This window comes from Haliea alexandrii (assembly GCF_003719295.1).
Lineage (GTDB): Bacteria > Pseudomonadota > Gammaproteobacteria > Pseudomonadales > Halieaceae > Haliea > Haliea alexandrii.
Map to the genome: position 1 here is coordinate 273419 of NZ_RFLW01000003.1, position 17395 is coordinate 290813.

The 17395-nt window shown below is 55.9% G+C and carries 14 protein-coding genes; 4 read left to right on the forward strand and 10 right to left on the reverse strand.

The window, feature by feature from the left end:
* Positions 1–57 precede the first annotated feature (57 nt).
* Genes EGJ68_RS13620 through EGJ68_RS13630 form a run of 3 tightly spaced genes read left to right on the forward strand, consistent with a single transcriptional unit; the run spans position 58 to position 2192 of the window.
* Entirely contained in the window at positions 58–561 is a 504-nt protein-coding gene (locus EGJ68_RS13620; protein ID WP_123035118.1) for an anthrone oxygenase family protein, read from the forward strand.
* A 52-nt stretch (positions 562–613) separates the two neighbouring features.
* The gene (locus EGJ68_RS13625) at positions 614–925 is read left to right on the forward strand and encodes a DUF1330 domain-containing protein (protein ID WP_123035119.1); all 312 of its coding nucleotides are present in this window, start codon (positions 614–616) and stop codon (positions 923–925) included.
* Positions 918–2192: a serine hydrolase domain-containing protein gene (locus EGJ68_RS13630; protein ID WP_233248820.1), complete on the forward strand. Its 1275-nt coding sequence runs from the start codon at positions 918–920 to the stop codon at positions 2190–2192. Before EGJ68_RS13625 ends, EGJ68_RS13630 begins: the two co-directional genes overlap by 8 nt.
* A 901-nt stretch (positions 2193–3093) precedes the next feature.
* Here the strand turns inward: EGJ68_RS13630 and EGJ68_RS13635 are convergent.
* From EGJ68_RS13635 to EGJ68_RS13665, 7 genes are all read right to left on the reverse strand, one after another.
* Positions 3094–4062: an alpha/beta hydrolase gene (locus EGJ68_RS13635; protein ID WP_123035121.1), complete on the reverse strand. Its 969-nt coding sequence runs from the start codon at positions 4060–4062 to the stop codon at positions 3094–3096.
* 27 nt (positions 4063–4089) lie between these two features.
* Complete coding sequence (locus EGJ68_RS13640) at positions 4090–6525, reverse strand: TonB-dependent receptor (protein WP_123035122.1); 2436 nt, start codon at positions 6523–6525, stop codon at positions 4090–4092.
* Positions 6526–6856: 331 nt separating this feature from the next.
* Positions 6857–7843: an alpha/beta hydrolase family esterase gene (locus tag EGJ68_RS13645; protein ID WP_158283665.1), complete on the reverse strand. Its 987-nt coding sequence runs from the start codon at positions 7841–7843 to the stop codon at positions 6857–6859.
* A 127-nt stretch (positions 7844–7970) separates the two neighbouring features.
* The gene (locus tag EGJ68_RS13650; RefSeq protein WP_123035124.1) at positions 7971–9443 is read right to left on the reverse strand and encodes an MFS transporter; all 1473 of its coding nucleotides are present in this window, start codon (positions 9441–9443) and stop codon (positions 7971–7973) included.
* A complete protein-coding gene (locus EGJ68_RS13655; protein ID WP_123035125.1) occupies positions 9440–10621 on the reverse strand; it encodes a 3-hydroxyacyl-CoA dehydrogenase NAD-binding domain-containing protein in 1182 nt (393 codons plus the stop codon). Before EGJ68_RS13655 ends, EGJ68_RS13650 begins: the two co-directional genes overlap by 4 nt.
* The gene (locus EGJ68_RS13660; protein ID WP_233248821.1) at positions 10621–11430 is read right to left on the reverse strand and encodes an acetoacetate decarboxylase family protein; all 810 of its coding nucleotides are present in this window, start codon (positions 11428–11430) and stop codon (positions 10621–10623) included. The genes EGJ68_RS13655 and EGJ68_RS13660 overlap by 1 nt, the downstream gene beginning before the upstream one ends.
* Before the next feature lie 127 nt (positions 11431–11557).
* Entirely contained in the window at positions 11558–12256 is a 699-nt protein-coding gene (locus EGJ68_RS13665; protein WP_123035126.1) for a Crp/Fnr family transcriptional regulator, read from the reverse strand.
* 135 nt (positions 12257–12391) lie between these two features.
* On the opposite strand from EGJ68_RS13665, the gene EGJ68_RS13670 reads away from it, so the two are divergent.
* The gene (locus EGJ68_RS13670; RefSeq protein WP_123035127.1) at positions 12392–12838 is read left to right on the forward strand and encodes a hypothetical protein; all 447 of its coding nucleotides are present in this window, start codon (positions 12392–12394) and stop codon (positions 12836–12838) included.
* 384 nt (positions 12839–13222) lie between these two features.
* Here EGJ68_RS13670 and EGJ68_RS13675 read toward each other — a convergent pair whose 3' ends face one another.
* The 3 genes from EGJ68_RS13675 to guaB form a co-directional block, all read right to left on the reverse strand.
* Complete coding sequence (locus tag EGJ68_RS13675) at positions 13223–13525, reverse strand: HigA family addiction module antitoxin (RefSeq protein WP_123035335.1); 303 nt, start codon at positions 13523–13525, stop codon at positions 13223–13225.
* Between the two features lie 802 nt (positions 13526–14327).
* Positions 14328–15905: a glutamine-hydrolyzing GMP synthase gene (gene guaA, locus EGJ68_RS13680; protein WP_123035128.1), complete on the reverse strand. Its 1578-nt coding sequence runs from the start codon at positions 15903–15905 to the stop codon at positions 14328–14330.
* A 12-nt stretch (positions 15906–15917) separates the two neighbouring features.
* Positions 15918–17387: an IMP dehydrogenase gene (gene guaB / locus EGJ68_RS13685; RefSeq protein WP_123035129.1), complete on the reverse strand. Its 1470-nt coding sequence runs from the start codon at positions 17385–17387 to the stop codon at positions 15918–15920.
* Positions 17388–17395 lie beyond the last annotated feature (8 nt).

The window sequence follows — 17395 nt, forward strand, 5'->3', positions numbered from 1 at the left end:
TCTGTGCTGTCACAGCCACACTGTTGCTGACCGGATTAGCGGTCTGGAAAAGAAATCATGAACTATGAATGGACACTCTACTTCTGCCTTTTTCTGGCGCTTTGGAGCGCTGTGATTGGAGGTGTATTTTCAGCCTTCTCCGAATTCGTCATGTCCGGATTGCTGAGAACAGCACACGCAGGCGGCATTGAGGCGATGCAGAATATCAACAGAACAGCTCTCAAAAGCCAGTTCGTTGCCGGAATTCTGTTAATCCCGGCCCTATCCGTCCTGTTCGCCATTTACGCCATGACCGTTTTCAACGGCACAGCGCTCATCATGATTATCCTTGCGCCACTTGTTTACCTTCCAACCGTTTTTCTTATGACGATGTTCGGCAACGTACCAATGAATAACAAGCTCGAAGGCCTTGCTCACACTTCCGCTGAGGCGGCGGCCTACTGGGTGGAATACGGCCGCGTTTGGACCAGGCTCAACCACGTCCGATCGGTCGGGAGTATCCTGACAGCCGGCATTTACATCATTACAGCCGTCATGCTCATCAAAACTGGTCAGGTTTGATACCCATCGCCGTTCGCACATCGAAACTTCACACATTAGAAAAGGAAATGAAATGTCTACTTACTTGATTGCAAGCGGCTCCATCAAAGATGCTGAGAAATTTGCCGTCTACGGCGCTCAAGCCGCACCAACCTTCGCGCCCTATGGCGGCACACTGGTCCAGAAAGGCAAACTAAAAGCCACGCTCACGGGCACGCCCGGTAGCAGTATCACGGCCATATTCGCATTTACAGACCCGGATGCCGCAATAGCCTGGCATGCCAGTGCTGCCTATCAGGCACTGCTCCCTTTGCGCGACGCGCCCTGCGAGATGTCTCTATCTGTCTACGCGGCGCCTGACCAGAAGGATATTTCCAGTGGCTAAATTTCTCATTCTGTTTTTCACGACACTCATCACGCTCATCGTCTGGAACGCGTCGATATTTCTTGCCGCCAGCGAGGGTTGGTTCAAATCACCTATTGTAGGGAAGGCCTCAGCTACATCCTTTCTCGATGCCGTAGAACGTACGGTGGCGCAAACTCACATTGGTAATTTCGCAATGATCCTGATTGAGGAGAATGAGGTGGCTGCAAGCTACTTCATGTCTTCCGGCGCGCCCGTTGATAAGTCCTCAGTCTTTCAAGTCGCGTCCCTCGGAAAGTGGCTCACGAGCTGGGGCGTTATGGTGCTCGTAGAGGACGGGCAGATCAGCCTCGACTTACCTGTCTCAAACTACCTCAAACGCTGGCAGTTGCCGCCGAGCGAATTCGACAACTCTGCCATCACTGTACGCAACCTTCTGAGCCACACTGCCGGACTGGATGATGGTCTTGGCTACGATGGCTTTGACAAGCCTGAGGATGTTCAGACTCTGGAAGCATCCCTAACCCGGGCCCTTGACGCTTCGTCCGGAAACACTGGAATCGTGAAACTTGGAGGCGAACCAGGATCCGGATGGAGCTATTCCGGAGGGGGCTATACGCTTCTCCAACTATTAATTGAAGACGTTTCTGGCATGCCGTTTAACGACTTCATGACAACGCGCATCTTCGAGCCGCTCGGCATGGAGCAAACGACCTTCGATCATAAAATGGCCATAGAGAATGGGCTCGCTGAAAATTATGACCTGGCAGGACAGACCGAACCTTTTCGGTGGTATACCGCGCTTGCGGCCACATCGCTGTTCACATCAGCAGAGGATCTTTCCACCTTCATTACCGCGCAGATGGAGGAGGATGGGCAATCTGTCTTGTCAGACGACGCACTTCAGCTGATGCGGACGCCTCATGCCTCACAGATGGGTGCCGATATCTGGGGATTGGGATTGATGCTCTATGCTCCCAACAATGAGGCGGGATACATCATAGGCCATGACGGCAATAACGGCCCTGCCATCAACACAGTCGCTCGTTTCGACCCAGCCAATGGCAACGGAATCGTTATCCTCTCGACTGGGAGCGACAGTCTGGCAACCCGAATGGCTGGGGAATGGGTCTTCTGGAAGACGGGCAATATCGACAGCCTTATGTTTATCATGGCCGTTGAGCGCATGCTTCTCTGGATGGCCATTGGCACGGGTCCAATCCTGATCGGCGGGCTGATCCTCGGATGGCGGTCGCGAAATGCTAGAGCAGGCTGTGCGCGCGCATGACTGAAGAATCCCCGACCCTCCACATACTCTGCCAGACTGCGCGCCGCGCCCCGACCAAATGTCGATGCGCAACAGTGCCCGTCACTCCCACTCGATTATAAATAAGACTTTTTTCTCTCTTACTATCAAAGGCTTATTTTCCTGTAAATCGACAATACCATGAAAAATACCATGCTCAGAAATTTCTTGAATATATTCCTCTGGATGTTCTGCTAAACCCTTTGGGTACGAGGGATTCGAACCCTGAGCTATGCCATTTTCCGCCTCGCAATGCCTCCTAATGCCCTTTAAATCAGAGAGTTAAAAAATGTGCCTGGCATTTGAGGGCATCTAAAGGCGTGAAGGTGGTCCCATGGTGGTCCCAAGAATGTCCAATCCGAATTCCAGGGAAGCGCTCAATCGTCATTCTATTAAATCATTCACGCCCCCTCTCGCTGACCACAATATTGGTAGTGTTGCGCTGACTCTGCTTTCCGACAGCAACCGATTAGGACTGCGAAGACGCAAGGAAGAGACGCACGCAGGAACACACCCAGCAGATCTGATCTCCAACAGCAGTTTTACTGCACGCCTTGGACGTGGCATTACTCAAGCTACTGCCCCAATCTGGTTCGTTCCGCACCATGGGGACCCAAGGCGGAACCACCATGTTGGCACAAGGCAGCGATGGCCTCAGCAAACACTGCCTACGAGCGCCATCAACCAGAGCAGGTCTCCCCGCATTGCTGAGCGACTAAAGTGATTAAACAGGGCCACGTAACCTTCACCTTGTGAAATGAATAGCTGTTCTATAGTGGTATTTGCTTTGTAAGGCAAAGCACCCTGGTTTTTACCGTCAAACAACACTCTTTGACTTTCAATAGTGCCGATTTATTGAACCTGCTTGCTTGTAAAAATCAGATTAAAGCAGGTGTTGGATAAACCAATTCATGGCTTCCTTGCGTGCGGAACTCAGGTTGTCACCTGTGTACATATCATAATGCCCGCCGGGAAAGGTGATATAACGCGAAGGCAGACGGTCTTTAATGGCATTGTACATCTGCTCTCCGTTATAGGCCGGGTCGTAGAGTGTCTCTCCCTCGGCTTCTATGATCAGGGTGGGTGCAGTGAGTCGATCAAGGCTGGCCAGCGGATTAAAGTGCTTTAGCGCAACCCAATCAGGGTAGCCTTTGAGTTTTGCATCGCTATTTCCTTCTGGCCGCGGGTAAGGCGGAATATCGCCTCGCGCGGCCCTGGTTTCGGCCAGCCTCATCAGCCCAGAGGGTAAGTCCCTCAGGTTATAGGCATAGTTGACCGGCCCCATTTGGTTGACATAGGCCTTGATACGATCGTCACTTGTGGCGGTGACCAATGCCAATGCCCCACCCATGGACGTCCCAAATAAACCCAGACTGTCGGGCACAACCTGTGGTTCACCACCAAGGTAATGCAGCGCTGCGCGCACGTCTGCCGACATTGAGAAAGGGTTCACTACCTTGCGTATGTGAACGGCTCTCACCTCGCCTTCAACCGCTTCTTCGGCAGGGGCCAACTTCGCGGAAGCCATCAAGGGCCCGTCACTTTCGCCCCAACTTTTGAAATCAAAGGCCAGCACAATAAACCCGGCTGCTGCGAAATGGACGGCATAATTCTTCCCCACATTCGCTTTACTGCCACCCCAGCCCGGAACCAGCAGGATGCCGGGCAGCTTCTGATCTGCTGCCATATTGCCAGGCTTGTAAATATCTCCAGCCAGGCGGACGCCCTGGCTCCAGATTACTACAGCCTCACGATCAACCCCTGCAGTCTCCCCGGCGAAAGTGATCAGCGAAAGCCCACTGCTTGCTAACACCAGCATGCTGAGCAGGTAGTATCCCGCGCGTGCTCTCATGGCAGTGCCCTGGTGTCTTCCACGCGTCTAGAAGTTGTAAGTCAACCTGAGCCCATAGGTACGCGGCGCTGTCAGGCTGTAAGCAGTGGTGTCATTGATGGTGCTAGGGCGCTCTTTAAAGAAGACTTCGCGGTCGTCGCCGATATTTTTGACATAGGCCGTGACTTCCCAGGTCAGGTCAGTTGAACCGGCAGTGAGTCGCGCGTCCCAGCGATCGTAACTGTCGAGCAGATCATAATCATCGTTGTTAAACACCGAGGTGTATTGCTCGTCGGTAAACATGTAGCTGGTGGTAGCCGTCCAGTCCAGTGACAGCATTTCCCAGTTATAAATCAGGTTGGCAGAGAAACTGGTTTCCGGTGCCAAAGGGAAGCTGTTGCCAGAAAGGTCCTGTGTGCCGGTGCACAGCGGGTCCAGACCGTTACCCTCCCTGAGTGGACCGAGGCTGCAGGCGTTGTTGTCTACCGACTCGAAATCCTTGTACTCAGTGTCGTTATAAGACGCTGCCATACTGAAGGTCAGGCCCTCAGTGAGAAGCGCAATCAGTTCCGCCTCTAGCCCCCATGCCTCGGCTTCTTCAGCGTTTTCATAAACAGTAAGAGGGACGCCTTCGATGATATCCGACTTGAGTACCTGCAGATCGCTGTAGTCGTAGAAGTAAGCAGCGGTTGTCAGGTTCAGGCGCTGATCCCAAAAGCTACCCTTGTAGCCAATTTCAAAGGACAGCAGATCCTCGGGGTCTACAGAACCGACCTCGTCACCACCAGTGGGAGTCATCAGGTTAAATCCACCTGAACGATACCCCGTTGCGGCAAATCCATAGACAAAGTGATCGTCATTGAAGAAGTGGTCCAGCCCAATGCGCCAAGTCACTTTGTTCCAGTCATCCTTGATATCCCGATAAACCGTTGGATCGTCCGGGTCTCCTACCCATTGCACGAAATAATTGTCACTGGCATCTTTTTCATCGTAGGTATAGCGCAGCCCCACGGTCAGCACCGTGTCCTGGGTGAGATCCCAGTTCACCTGGCCATAAGCCGCGTAGGAGGTGGTATCGACGGTGGCGGCACCGTTAAACAGGTAGCCATTCTCCACATCGACCGGCACCGGCCCGCCACCTACAAAGTTTGCCAGCACTGCATAGGTCTCCCGCAACTCCTGGTTATGCTCGATAAACGCAAGTGCCTGATCTTCTTCACTTTCGTAGTAATAGAGGCCACCAATAAAGTTTATAGCGCCACCAAGATCGCTAATGAACTGCAGTTCATGGGAGGTGAACCTCGCGTCCTGGGAAAACGGGCGAGTGGTATCGGCGGGTGTCAATGTGTAACCCGTGAGCGCAGATATGGGTAGGCCGGGCGTCAGAAACAACTGACTCCAGTCGAGACCGGAATCCTGGGCACGGATCAGGTCTGCGTCGTAATCAGACGCGTATTCGAATTTGGAATAACCGAAGGTGTACTTCAGCGCGAAACTGTCAGCATCGTAGTCGCTGATGAAAATAGCGGTATCACGCTCATTATCAACGAAGGGCTTACGATCGATTGAAACATCCTTATCATCTCGCAGGGCGGGGTTGTCCCGCGCCATCCCCTGCAGGGTGTTAACAAAACTTTCGCCCGGAAAAAAGCCGCCAAAGTTCAACTGGGCTCCGGTGTCCACATCGTTTACAGGCTGAATAAAGTCAGTCGAGAACGCATCAAGCACATAGGGGTTTTCTGGCGTGGTACTGCCATCGCGAGTAAAGACCTTTAAAGAGTTACTCCAGCCCTCAGTGGTGTCGTGGTTGAACGCGATAGTGCCGTAGGTACTCTCCGCCAGATCGTAATCCCGACCACTGTCTACATCCTCCTGAAACCCCTCTTTGCGTTCAATTTGCGACAGAGCGGCGAGCACGGATAACTTGTCGGTGACAGGCCCGCTAACAATACCCTGGAGAATATAGGAGTCGTAATTGCCGAGTTCCGCAACGACTTTACCTTCCCACGCTTGCGTCGGCTGTTTGCTGATAAAGTTGATTGCGCCGCCGATGGAGTTGCGCCCGTAGAGCGTGCCCTGTGGGCCGCGCAGCACTTCAATACGGTCGATATCGAGGAAGTTCGAGTAGCTGAACACATCACTTTCCGTGTTGTACACGCCATCCCAATAGAGCCCGACACCCGGGTCAGATCCCAATGCAACGGTTGCGCGCCCGACTCCACGGATGCTGATACGGCTGGGGGCGACGGTGAGAGAGGGTGTGCGCACCGCAATATCCTGGGCATTCTCGATGCCCAACTGATCGCGCATTTCGGCATCAAACGCGGTGACCGCTGTGGCGGTTTCCATGAGGTTGGATTCCACTCGGTTGGCCACGACGACTATTTCTTCCAGCACCATTTGCGCACTGGCGGTAGACGCGGTCAAACCCACCCCTGCGGCCGCCAATGCTCGTACCAATATTTTCTTGCGGTTAAAACTCATGAGAACCCCTCATACTGATTATTTATTAGCGCGGACATCCCTTGCGCGTATAGCCGTCAACAAGTGGAGGACCAAAGGCTTCCTGGATAGCTATCGCGGGTATGTACTTGCCGGTGTTTACGCATTTCATCGCCAATCACTTATTTATACTTAAGCGCAATCTGGCGATGTGGCACTTCGGATACAGTCAATGTAAACGCAAAAAGAAACAGCGCACTGTCACACAGGTGACAGGGGGTGGCAGATTCGTGAATCTCTTGATTTGCTCCCCAGGTGGAGCGATTGTAGAGCGTAATTGAGTCGGTCATCCTGTCCGGACGAGGTCGCCCTTTTACCGCAGGTCGGTGTCGCCGGAGAAAAACGCCCAGATGACCTCTGCGGTTGTGAACTCGTGGCTGGTTCTACCCAGTATTCGTGGCAACCGGTATTTTTCGTTCGGCACCGAGTGGCCTCCCCCTTTCACGGTGATTAGCCCGACCGACACACCAGTAGGTGAGGACCACTTGGCGCTGGTGATGGTGGTGCCGTCATCCGGCGCCCGGTCATCCCAGGCCTGCTGCTGTGCGGCCCCACTGTAGCCCGCTAATGCCGCCCAGTAGCGCGCGGTATCAAAACTCGACAGGACATGCCCGCGACTGGTCTCGCCGAACACATCAACCAGGCCTCCTGCATACGGATTGACGGGGTCCTCTGTGCCATTGATGATCAGTGTCGCGACCGCCTTGCCAGACGGCTCACAGTCCATGTTGTCCGGCACAGGCAGATTGGCCGCGATGGGCGCAATGCCAGCAATCAAATCAGGCGCCTCCAGCGCGAGACGGAAGGCCATATGCCCGCCGTTGGAGAGCCCTGTCGCGTAGACATGGCGCGGGTCGGCGTTGTAGCGCTCTTCGAGCACCGCGACCAGGGCGCGGAAGAAACCCACGTCATCAATATTTTCAAGGTTAGCGCTGTATGAGGCGCCGCCCCGGCAATCATTCCAGTGGTTCTCATAACCATCTGCATAGACAATCACCAGACCCTCACGGTCAGCCAGCAGTTCAAACGCGCGATAGCTGGCTTTGCGCATCTGGGTGGCACTGCCCATGGACCCATGCAAAACGAAAAGCACCGGCGGCTGACCCGCCAGGGAAGATGGCGCATACGTTTGCCACGTCCGCACCTTGCCCCGGTGCTCCAGCGACCCGTGTTCCAGACGCCCCTCAGGTTCAGGCCCTTGGTATGCAGGAGAAGAGAACAACCACCAGGCCCCGGCCGCGACAACCGCAGCAGCGAGCAAGACAAGCCCGGCCAATAGTTTTAACAGTTTTTTTCGCACAGCACTCAACCTGCCCTTTTCTTTATCTTGACGCCCGACGGGTGCGAACATATCGCTGAAGGTCTGCAACCGCGCCAAAATCGCCTGCACACAACAACCCATACAAAAAGTTGCAAGACAGCCTGGCTTAGCCGCTCTTACCCGCGGCAATGCCCGCCATAATCTCCTGATGACGCCGCCCGGTCATCGGGTAACGATTGGAAACCAGCACCGTGGCGACAAAGAGTATCAGCATCACCGGGCCAGAGAATACCGCAAGGCTGAGTACAGCCTCCTGTGACACCGTGTCTGGCGTGGCACTGCGAGGGAAGCGAATAATGTCCAGGCCCACGCCGGCAAAGAAACTGCCCAGCCCGTAGCTGGCCTTGGTGGCAAACGAGCGTGCGGCAAAAAACAGCCCTTCTTCGCGCTTGCCGCTGTCCAGCTCATGCTCGTCGATACTGTCTGAAAGCATGGAGTCCAGGAGAATGATATAAGCGATGAAAAACACCTGTGAGACGCCATTGACGACAAAAATCAACAGGAACTTGGTGGTCGTGCTCATCAGCGGAAGCAAGCCGCCAAAGTAGAGAATCTGTGGCGAGAAGGCGAAGACGCCCCCGGTAATCGCACAGATCGCCAACGCCTTTTTCTTGTCGAACCGGCGCGACAGCGACTGTGCCACCAGCGAGGCAAAGATAATACCTACCAGCACAGAACTCGCCAGGCCCGCCAGGTGTTCGGGCTGGAACTCGAAGACATAAGTCGCCACATACACCAACAGTGTCTGGGTGACGCCGGCGAGCGTGCTGAAAATCAGCACCGAGGCGAACAGGATGCGAAAGGAATGCTGTTTCAATGTGCTGAATACGTCCAGCAGCGCCAGCAGTGGCGTGCGGTCTGATGCCATTGTTACCGGCTTGCTCAGATAAGGAATCGATTTACGCGTCCCAAAGACTGACAAAAGCATCGCTACCGTACCCAGTACTCCGCAAAACAGGCCGAAGGCTGGATAGCTGGCAGGGTTGAGCATACCGTTTGCGAAGCTCTCAGAGGGGGGAAAAAAAACCGCAAAGCCAATAACGCTGGTTACCAGAATACCGGCGTAGGTAAAAAACACGCGGTAACCGATCAACGAAGTGCGCCCATGATAGTCCGTGGCCAGTTCAGCCCCCAGGGACAGGTGGGGAACGAAGAACAGCGTCAACATAAGCCTCACCGCGATGGCGCCGCCCAACATCCAGCTGAACAGCCCCATCTCTCCCAGCGCACCCGGCGGATTGAACAGCATCGCCATGGCCAGGCCAAAGGGTATCGCGCCGGCGAGCATGAAAGGGTGCCGCCTGCCCCAGCGCGAGCGGAAGCGGTCGGATACCTGCCCCACCATCGGATCTGTGATGGCGTCGACCATCAGCGCCAGCAATGCGGCCAGGCCGGCCAGGCTCCCCGGCAGACCCAGCACCTGGTTGTAGTAAAAGAAAAGAAATGTGCTGAAGGCGGATTGTTTAATCCCGTCCGAGAGCTGACCTACGCCATAGTAGAGGCGAACACGCAGAGGAATTTCCGCTGCCTTGCCGATGCGCGAGCGCAACGCATCGTTTTTACCCGGTTGAGAGCTCATTCACCTATTTCTTCAGCGTTCAAATAGGTCAGGACAAGCGCGGCCTTCCGGCGGTCTATGCGCGATGCGCCCACCTCTTGTTCCACCGCGGCCTGGAACGACTCGTGCCCCAGTTTGGCGAGTATCTCAAATGGGCCTGCATCAAGATAAGTACCTACCTTCCATGCCCGATCTATCTCCCCGGGCTGCGCTACCCCGGCCATCGCGATCAGGACAGCATTGCCAATCAGGGCCACATTTAAAGCGCCGGAAACCACTTCGGACGGGCTACCGGGATTAGCAGAGTGTAAAAAGTCCGGGTGCTGATAGGCCGGTTGCGGGTACTGGTAAAAGCCCTCACCCGCCTTCATACCCAGCTTCCCCTTCTCTGTATAGCTTCTCAGGAACTGAATGGCGCGTTCCCGAAGTGCGGGCAAATGGTGCTTCCTTCCCGCATCTTCCCAGCTGTCCAAAATGACGCCCAGCCCAAAGAGATCAATCATTCCGAAGGGACCCATGGCCGCATTCCGGTCAATCATCCAGGTACGGTCAACATCCTCAATACCAGCAGCACCGTCCAGCATCAGCGCCTGTGCGGTGCTCAAAGCGGGCCCCAACAGCGCATTCAGCACGTAACCGGGATATTCTTTTTGCAGTACCAGGGGAACCCCGTTGATACTGAGGACGTAACGCCGCAACAAGTCGATAACCGCTGCATCTGTCCTCGGCCCAGGTACAACATCCACCAAAGGCGACCCCAAATGGGAGTGCAGCGCGGCAAAGCGGTCACCCCGTGAAACCACGTCCTCAATCTGGGAAACCAGTAATACGGAGGAATTGGTGGTGAGAATGGTCCCGGGGGGGCAGACTTCATCCAGCCGCCGGTGGATGGCGCGCTTCACGTCCAGTCGCTCATAAACCGATTCGCTGACCAGGTCGGCAGCTGCAGTCGCGTCGCCCAGGTCCGCGCAAATACGCACGCGCGCCAACGCCGGGGCTATGTCCTCCTGGGCACAATATCCCCCGCCTACGAACATCGCTGCAAATTCACTTTGCCGCTGCGCTACCTGATCCAGCGTCGCCTCATCCACATCATACAAGGCGACCTCATAGCCGCAGATGGCCGCGGCCAAGGCGTTATAGCAACCCATGGTCCCGGCTCCAACGTAACAGACGCGTTTGATCTCATTGAGCGGCATTAGCGGATCACTCGCGGCAACCTGTCGGGGACAATCAGGTTTGTACTGCCGCGCACCACCAGTGCCGGACGCCAGGCGACTACCGGCAGGTCGGCCAGCGCGTTGACTATATGGTACTGGGTGGGGTTTTGCTCCCAGGACAGCTGTTGCCATTTCGCAGCACCTTCTCCCACCCAGGCTTCCTTGATCACGTTTTCAGACGGAAACGTGGTGAACTCGTTCGTGCCCTCGTTGAAGCCACCGACGCCGGGAAAAAAGCGCCAGGCCATGGGGTTATCCCTGCCCCGGGTTACCTCTTCATTGGCGGCAATCTCAGCTGCAGTAGGTTCGCGCAAGTGTGCAATATCGATATCAAGAAACTTGTGGCCAAAGTGACTGGCGTTGGTGTGCCACGCCCCGGCAATGACACTGTGATCCTGAATGTCGGCGAAGACTTTGGGTATTCCCTGTAACTCCCTGCCCGTGAGGATGGGATCAGCGAGGTTCTCCCACATGACCAGGGTATAGTCGCCCGACAGCGTGTCATCATCGCCCTCGAACTCAGCCGCTGCGCTTACCGCGACCAGGTTGTAGCCATGCCCTGCGAGCCAGTCTACCTCGCGGTTGCAGGCATACGTAATCGTGACCACGGCATCCTCTGCCACAGAAAAAGGCGCAGGGAGGTATTTGGCCAATTTGTCTCGATCGGTCACGAAAGATACCACCATACTGGTGACGTCTCTGTACCAGCCAGAAGCCCTGGGGGAAAACGGCCGCGCGCCGAAATGCGCGGGCATCATGTAACTCGCCGCTGGATCCAGTTCAAACATTGCCAGTCCTGTTTTTATCAAGACAGGTTCCAAAGGCATGCAGACTGGAACCCGTGTACGTTACAAAACGATCAGGCGCAGAGACTAGCAGGCGACCTTGAAAGTACCCTGTCACTTAGGTGACTGGTCACTCGAACAGGCTTAATTCCCGTTGCAGGTCTTCGATATTGGGAATCAGCAGACGGTCTTCATGACTAACCACGACACCGCGCTCGGTCCAATCACGAAATATCTTATTGACCCGCTGCCGGGAACCCAGGGATAGGCGGGCAAATTCATTCTGGCTGACCTTGATATCCAGCAGCACGCCATTGTCGACCTGTTTACCGTGGTCGCGCGCAAAGTCCAGCAGACGACCTGCCACCCGCGACTGCAATGGGTAAAACAGAATCCCCGCCATCAACACGTGCAGGTCGCGGATGGTCTGTTGATTGTGGCGAAACAGGTTGCGGTACATGATCGGGTACCGGTCTCCCACCGCCAGCACCACGTCGCGGGATATGACCAGTATGCGGCACGCTTCGATGACCCGGGCGTCGATGACCCTCTCCTGATCACCCAGCAACGACGGCAACCCCAGCCAGGTACCCGCCTCATGATCCACCAGGGCAAACTCCTGGTCATTGGGACTGGAAATGGATACCCGCACCCGGCCTGAAAGCAGGCAGCATATCTCACGCGTAGGCAGCCCCTGTTCATAGATATAACTTGACACAGAGAGCTCCCTCTCCGTGGCAGAAGCGGTCAGTTCATCGAGTGCGATGTCCGGCAGTCCTTGAAACCACGGACTGTCCTGCACAATTTCACGGGGACTGTTGCCTGCCATCCGCTTGATCCTGTTTCGGTTCTGTAAACGTGCCTCAAGTATAGCGCCCAGCAGCCCCCAATGTGTTGCCGATGCGGCAGTGAAGCCAGTAAACGTTAGTCAAAGGGGCGCGTTTCCTGCAAACTCTATTGCGCTATGCTGACACTACTACACTGCCTGACCCTGCTACTGTTGCTATTGACCCTGGCCCCGCTGTCGCGACGGCCCCAGTGGTGGATACGAGGCCTGGACTTTCCGCGTTTGCAACTGCTGGCGCTGGCGACTGCCCTGGCGGCCTTGTACATGGTCCCTCTGCTCAATAGTAAAGCACCCGCTCACGTACTAGTCATTGGACTGGCGATAAGCCTCGGTTGTGCAATCGAACACGGCAGAAGGCTCATTGCCTACAGCAGGTTTGCGCGCCCGGAACTAGAGTCTTGCCCCGCAACCGGTGAGCAATCGGTAGTGCGTATCATGATCGCCAACGTGTTAATGAGTAACCGTCAATATTCCAAACTGGTGGAGCTGGTCTCGGCACAGGAGCCAGACCTGGTGCTCTTCCTGGAAAGCGACAAGGCATGGGTACACTCCGCAGGGGAATAGCCCTCGCCTCGGCAGTTTTGTGGTACATGAATCCAACTTCCGCATCAAATTTTTGGCACGCTCCACAGTCTGGACTGAAAAAGTACAGCAATTCGGCGTCAGGGTCTGAGATATGCAGAGCCCTCTTCTAGGGGTTTCTGAAGGTTTGGTCCCAAAATGGTCCCAAACGGAGCAGGGAAGAGATCTTATTCCAATGAAATCAACCCGTTATATGGCGGAGAGCGAGGGATCCGAACCCTGAGCCATGCATTTTTACGCCTCGTCATGCCCTCTAATGCCTTATAAATCAGAGAGTTAAAAATTGGACCCGGCATGAGGGGGCGTCAGAAGGCGTGAGGATGGTCCCATGGTGGTCCCACAGAAACACTCCAACACAGAAAGAAATCAAGCTACGATGGGCTTGGCTTTCTCGATTCGCGCTCTGCGCTTTGGCGTGTTCAGCGCTTTCCCCAACTCGTTTCGCTGCTGCGAATTCAACCAAAAGTCAGCCGTATCGCTAGAGACCATGGCAAGCATCAATGCGGTGTCCGCCGTCACGGCGCGACGATTTCTACACGACTCGTTGACAGTTTTTCGACTACTTCCCATCGATTCGGCAAGTTGCCCCTGGGTCAATCCCATAGGCATGAGAAATTCCTCTGTGATCATTTCGCCCACACTGACGGGTTGTCGTTTCGTAATATTCATCGCCTGCCTCATCGATAATCGTGGTTATCCAGACAAATGTCTTTAGCCTCGCCTCGGCCTTGTTGCATGACTCAATGACGAGTCGATCTCTATGTTGAAGCGTTCTCATTACGTGATGCGATAGCCATCCGCTATCCGTAGCTGCGTCATTCTGTTCAAAATCGTGCACGCAAGTGCAGCCTCTGTCTTCTTTGACGCCACAGTGCGACTTCGCATGGAACCGCCGATGATCGCTTTGCATCGCCACATTGCAGTTTCCACCAAGCTACGTCGAGTATAGCCTTAGTCATGCGCCCTCCGTCTGTGGCCAGTGGCACCAATCGCTTGGATGGTCGCGTTGCGTTGACTAGATATGCTGGCCCCGCTCCGCGTCTGTGCATCCTGTCGGGGTGGTATCAGGATCTGCGGTGTTCCCGGACCGCGAGCCTTGATCGCGGTATAGACACTTGTAGATCTTGTCCTTGGGCTTCAAGTTGCGCAGCTTGGTATCTGTCAGCATCACAAGTCCTCCCGTAGAAAATAATACCATGATTCTATACGGTATATTTTTCTATATATCCTCTTCTATATCAGTAAGTTAGCTTATTTTAATACCATGAATGAACTGAAAAATGTAGCATGGTATTTCGTCATAGCCCTGACGTTCCAGAGAACAGCACCATGTTTTATACCATTGAAAAAGTTTGCTTGGAGGTGCCAGAGCGTGCCAGCCGCTGCCAGACAAAAAGGAGAATAACTCTATATTTATAGTACTTTAATGATATTTATTGCTTGCAGGTGCCCGCCAGTGCCAGACGCGAAATCATTCCCACTCAATAGTCGCCGGCGGCTTGCTGCTCACGTCATAGGTCACCCGTGAAACACCCGATATCTCATTGATAATCCGATTCGACACCGTTTCCAGCAGCTCATAGGGCAAATGCGCCCAGCGCGCTGTCATGAAATCCACGGTTTCCACTGCACGCAGGGCAATCACCCATTCATAGCGACGACCATCCCCCACCACGCCCACGGATTTCACCGGCAGAAACACGGCAAAGGCCTGGCTGGTTTTGTGGTACCAGTCGGCGCGATGCAACTCTTCTATGAAGATGGCATCGGCGCGCCGCAGCAGCTCGGCGTATTCCTTTTTCACTTCGCCAAGAATCCGTACGCCAAGGCCCGGGCCGGGGAAGGGGTGGCGGTACACCATGTCGTAGGGCAGCCCCAGTTCGAGGCCGATGCGCCGCACCTCGTCCTTGAACAGTTCGCGCAGCGGCTCAACCAGCTCCATCGCCATGTCATCCGGCAGGCCACCCACGTTGTGGTGTGACTTGATCACATGCGCCTTGCCGGTTTTCGCACCGGCAGATTCAATCACGTCCGGGTAGATAGTGCCCTGCGCCAGCCAGTTCACATCCTTCAGCGTGGTGGCTTCTTCGTCGAATACCTCAATGAAGGTGTTGCCGATGATCTTGCGCTTGGCTTCCGGGTCCGCCTCGCCGGCGAGCTTGCCGAGGAAAAGGTCCTCGGCATTCACACGAATGACCTTCACACCCATGTTGCGCGCAAACATTTCCATGACCTGGTCGCCCTCATTCAGGCGCAACAGTCCATTGTCGACAAACACGCAGGTCAACTGGTCGCCAATGGCTCGGTGCAATAGCGCCGCCACGACGGACGAATCCACACCGCCCGACAGGCCCAGCAGCACCTTGCCGCTGCCCACGGTATCGCGCACGCGCGCGATCGCATCCTCGACAATATTGGCCGGCGTCCACAATGCCTCGCAACCACACAGTTCCAGCACAAAATGCTCGAAGATGCGCTTGCCCTGCAGAGTGTGGGTCACTTCGGGGTGAAACTGGATGCCGTAAAAGGGCTTGCTGCGGTGTGCCATGCCGGCAATCGGGCAACTGTCGGTGGCCGCCACCAGCTCAAAGTCGGGTGGCAGCTTGACGACCTTGTCTCCGTGGCTCATCCACACATCCAGCAAGCTGTTGCCGGCGCTGTCGAAGTGATCCCGGATGTCGTGGAACAGCCCGGCCTGGGTCACCAGGCGAATTTGTGCGTAGCCGAATTCACTGGTCGGCGATGCGCTTACCTGCCCACCAAACTGCTCCGCCATGGTCTGCATGCCGTAGCAAATGCCCAGCACCGGCACGCCCAGCTCGAACACGCAGACCGGTGCCCGCGGTGAGCCGGGGGAAGGCACGGATTCGGGGCCGCCGGACAGGATAACGCCGCTGGGCGCAAACTCGCGAATCTCGCTTTCACTCATGTCGAAGGCGCGTATCTCGCTGTATACGCCCACCTCCCGCACACGACGCGCAATCAGCTGGGTGTACTGGGACCCGAAATCCAGTATGAGGATCCGGCTGGCGTGAATATCTGCTGTCATTGCGGTTGGGCCCTAGCGCACCGGGTAGTTCGGCGCTTCCTTGGTGATCGAGACGTCGTGCACGTGGCTTTCGGACATGCCCGCGGCGGTAACCCGCACAAACTCGGGGCGGGTGCGCATGTCATCGATGGTAGGGCTGCCGGTATAGCCCATGGCGGAACGCACACCGCCCATCAGCTGGTGAATAATCGCAGACACTGGGCCCTTGTAGGGCACGCGACCCTCGATACCTTCCGGCACGAGCTTCTCTGCGCCTTTTCCGGCATCCTGGAAGTAGCGGTCGGAGGACCCCTGGGTACGCGACATGGCGCCCAGTGAGCCCATGCCGCGGTAGGCCTTGTAAGTACGCCCCTGATAGAGCTCCACTTCGCCAGGTGCTTCTTCCGTGCCGGCGAACATGCTGCCCATCATCACCGCGTGGGCACCGGCCACCAGCGCCTTGGCGATGTCACCCGAGAAACGAATGCCACCGTCGGCAATCACGGGCACATCGTGCTCTGCCAGCGCCGCAATCACATTGGAAATGGCGCTGATCTGCGGCACCCCGGTGCCGGTCACAATGCGTGTGGTGCAAATCGACCCCGGACCGATACCGACTTTGACACCATCCGCACCGGCCTGGGCCAGCGCCAGCGCCGCGGCCGCGGTGGCGATATTGCCGCCGATTACCTGAACCGAGGGAAAGTCAGCCTTGATCTGCCGTACGCGGTCGATGACATTGCGGGAGTGGCCGTGTGCCGTGTCGACGACCAGCACATCCACTCCGGCGCGGATCAAGGCCGCCACACGGTCACCCGTGTCGGGGCTGGTACCCACCGAAGCGCCCACCCGCAATTGGCCGTACGAGTCCTTGCAGGCCATGGGAAAGCTCTCAGCCTTGTCGAAGTCCTTCACCGTAATCATGCCACGCAGTTCGAAATTCTCGCTGACCACGAGAATCTTCTCGATACGGTGGTGGTGCAGCAGGCGCTGGACCTGCTCGGAGCTGGCCCCCTCGCGAACCGTGACCAGTTTGTCCTTGGGCGTCATCAGCTCGGACACGGATTTGGTCGGGTCGGACTCGAAGCGGGTGTCGCGGCGCGTCACAATGCCCACCAGATCCTTGCCATTGAGCACCGGCACCCCGGAGAAGCCGTGGGCGTTGGTCAGTTCCCGCAGCTCTGCCAGCGAAGCGTTCTGTTGGATGGTGATGGGGTCCTTGACCACGCCGCTCTCGAACTTCTTCACGCGGCGCACCTGCTCGGCCTGCTCCGCAATGGTCATGCTCTTGTGGATGATGCCGATGCCGCCTTCCTGCGCAAGGGCAATGGCCAGGCGCGCTTCGGTCACTGTATCCATGGCCGCCGACACCAGCGGTATATTCAGCTCGATGCCGCGGGTGAGCCGGGTACGCAGCGATACATCACTGGGGATGACATCGGAGTACCCGGGCAGCAGCAATACGTCATCGAAAGTGAGGGCTTCCTGGGCGATACGCAACATGGGAATCT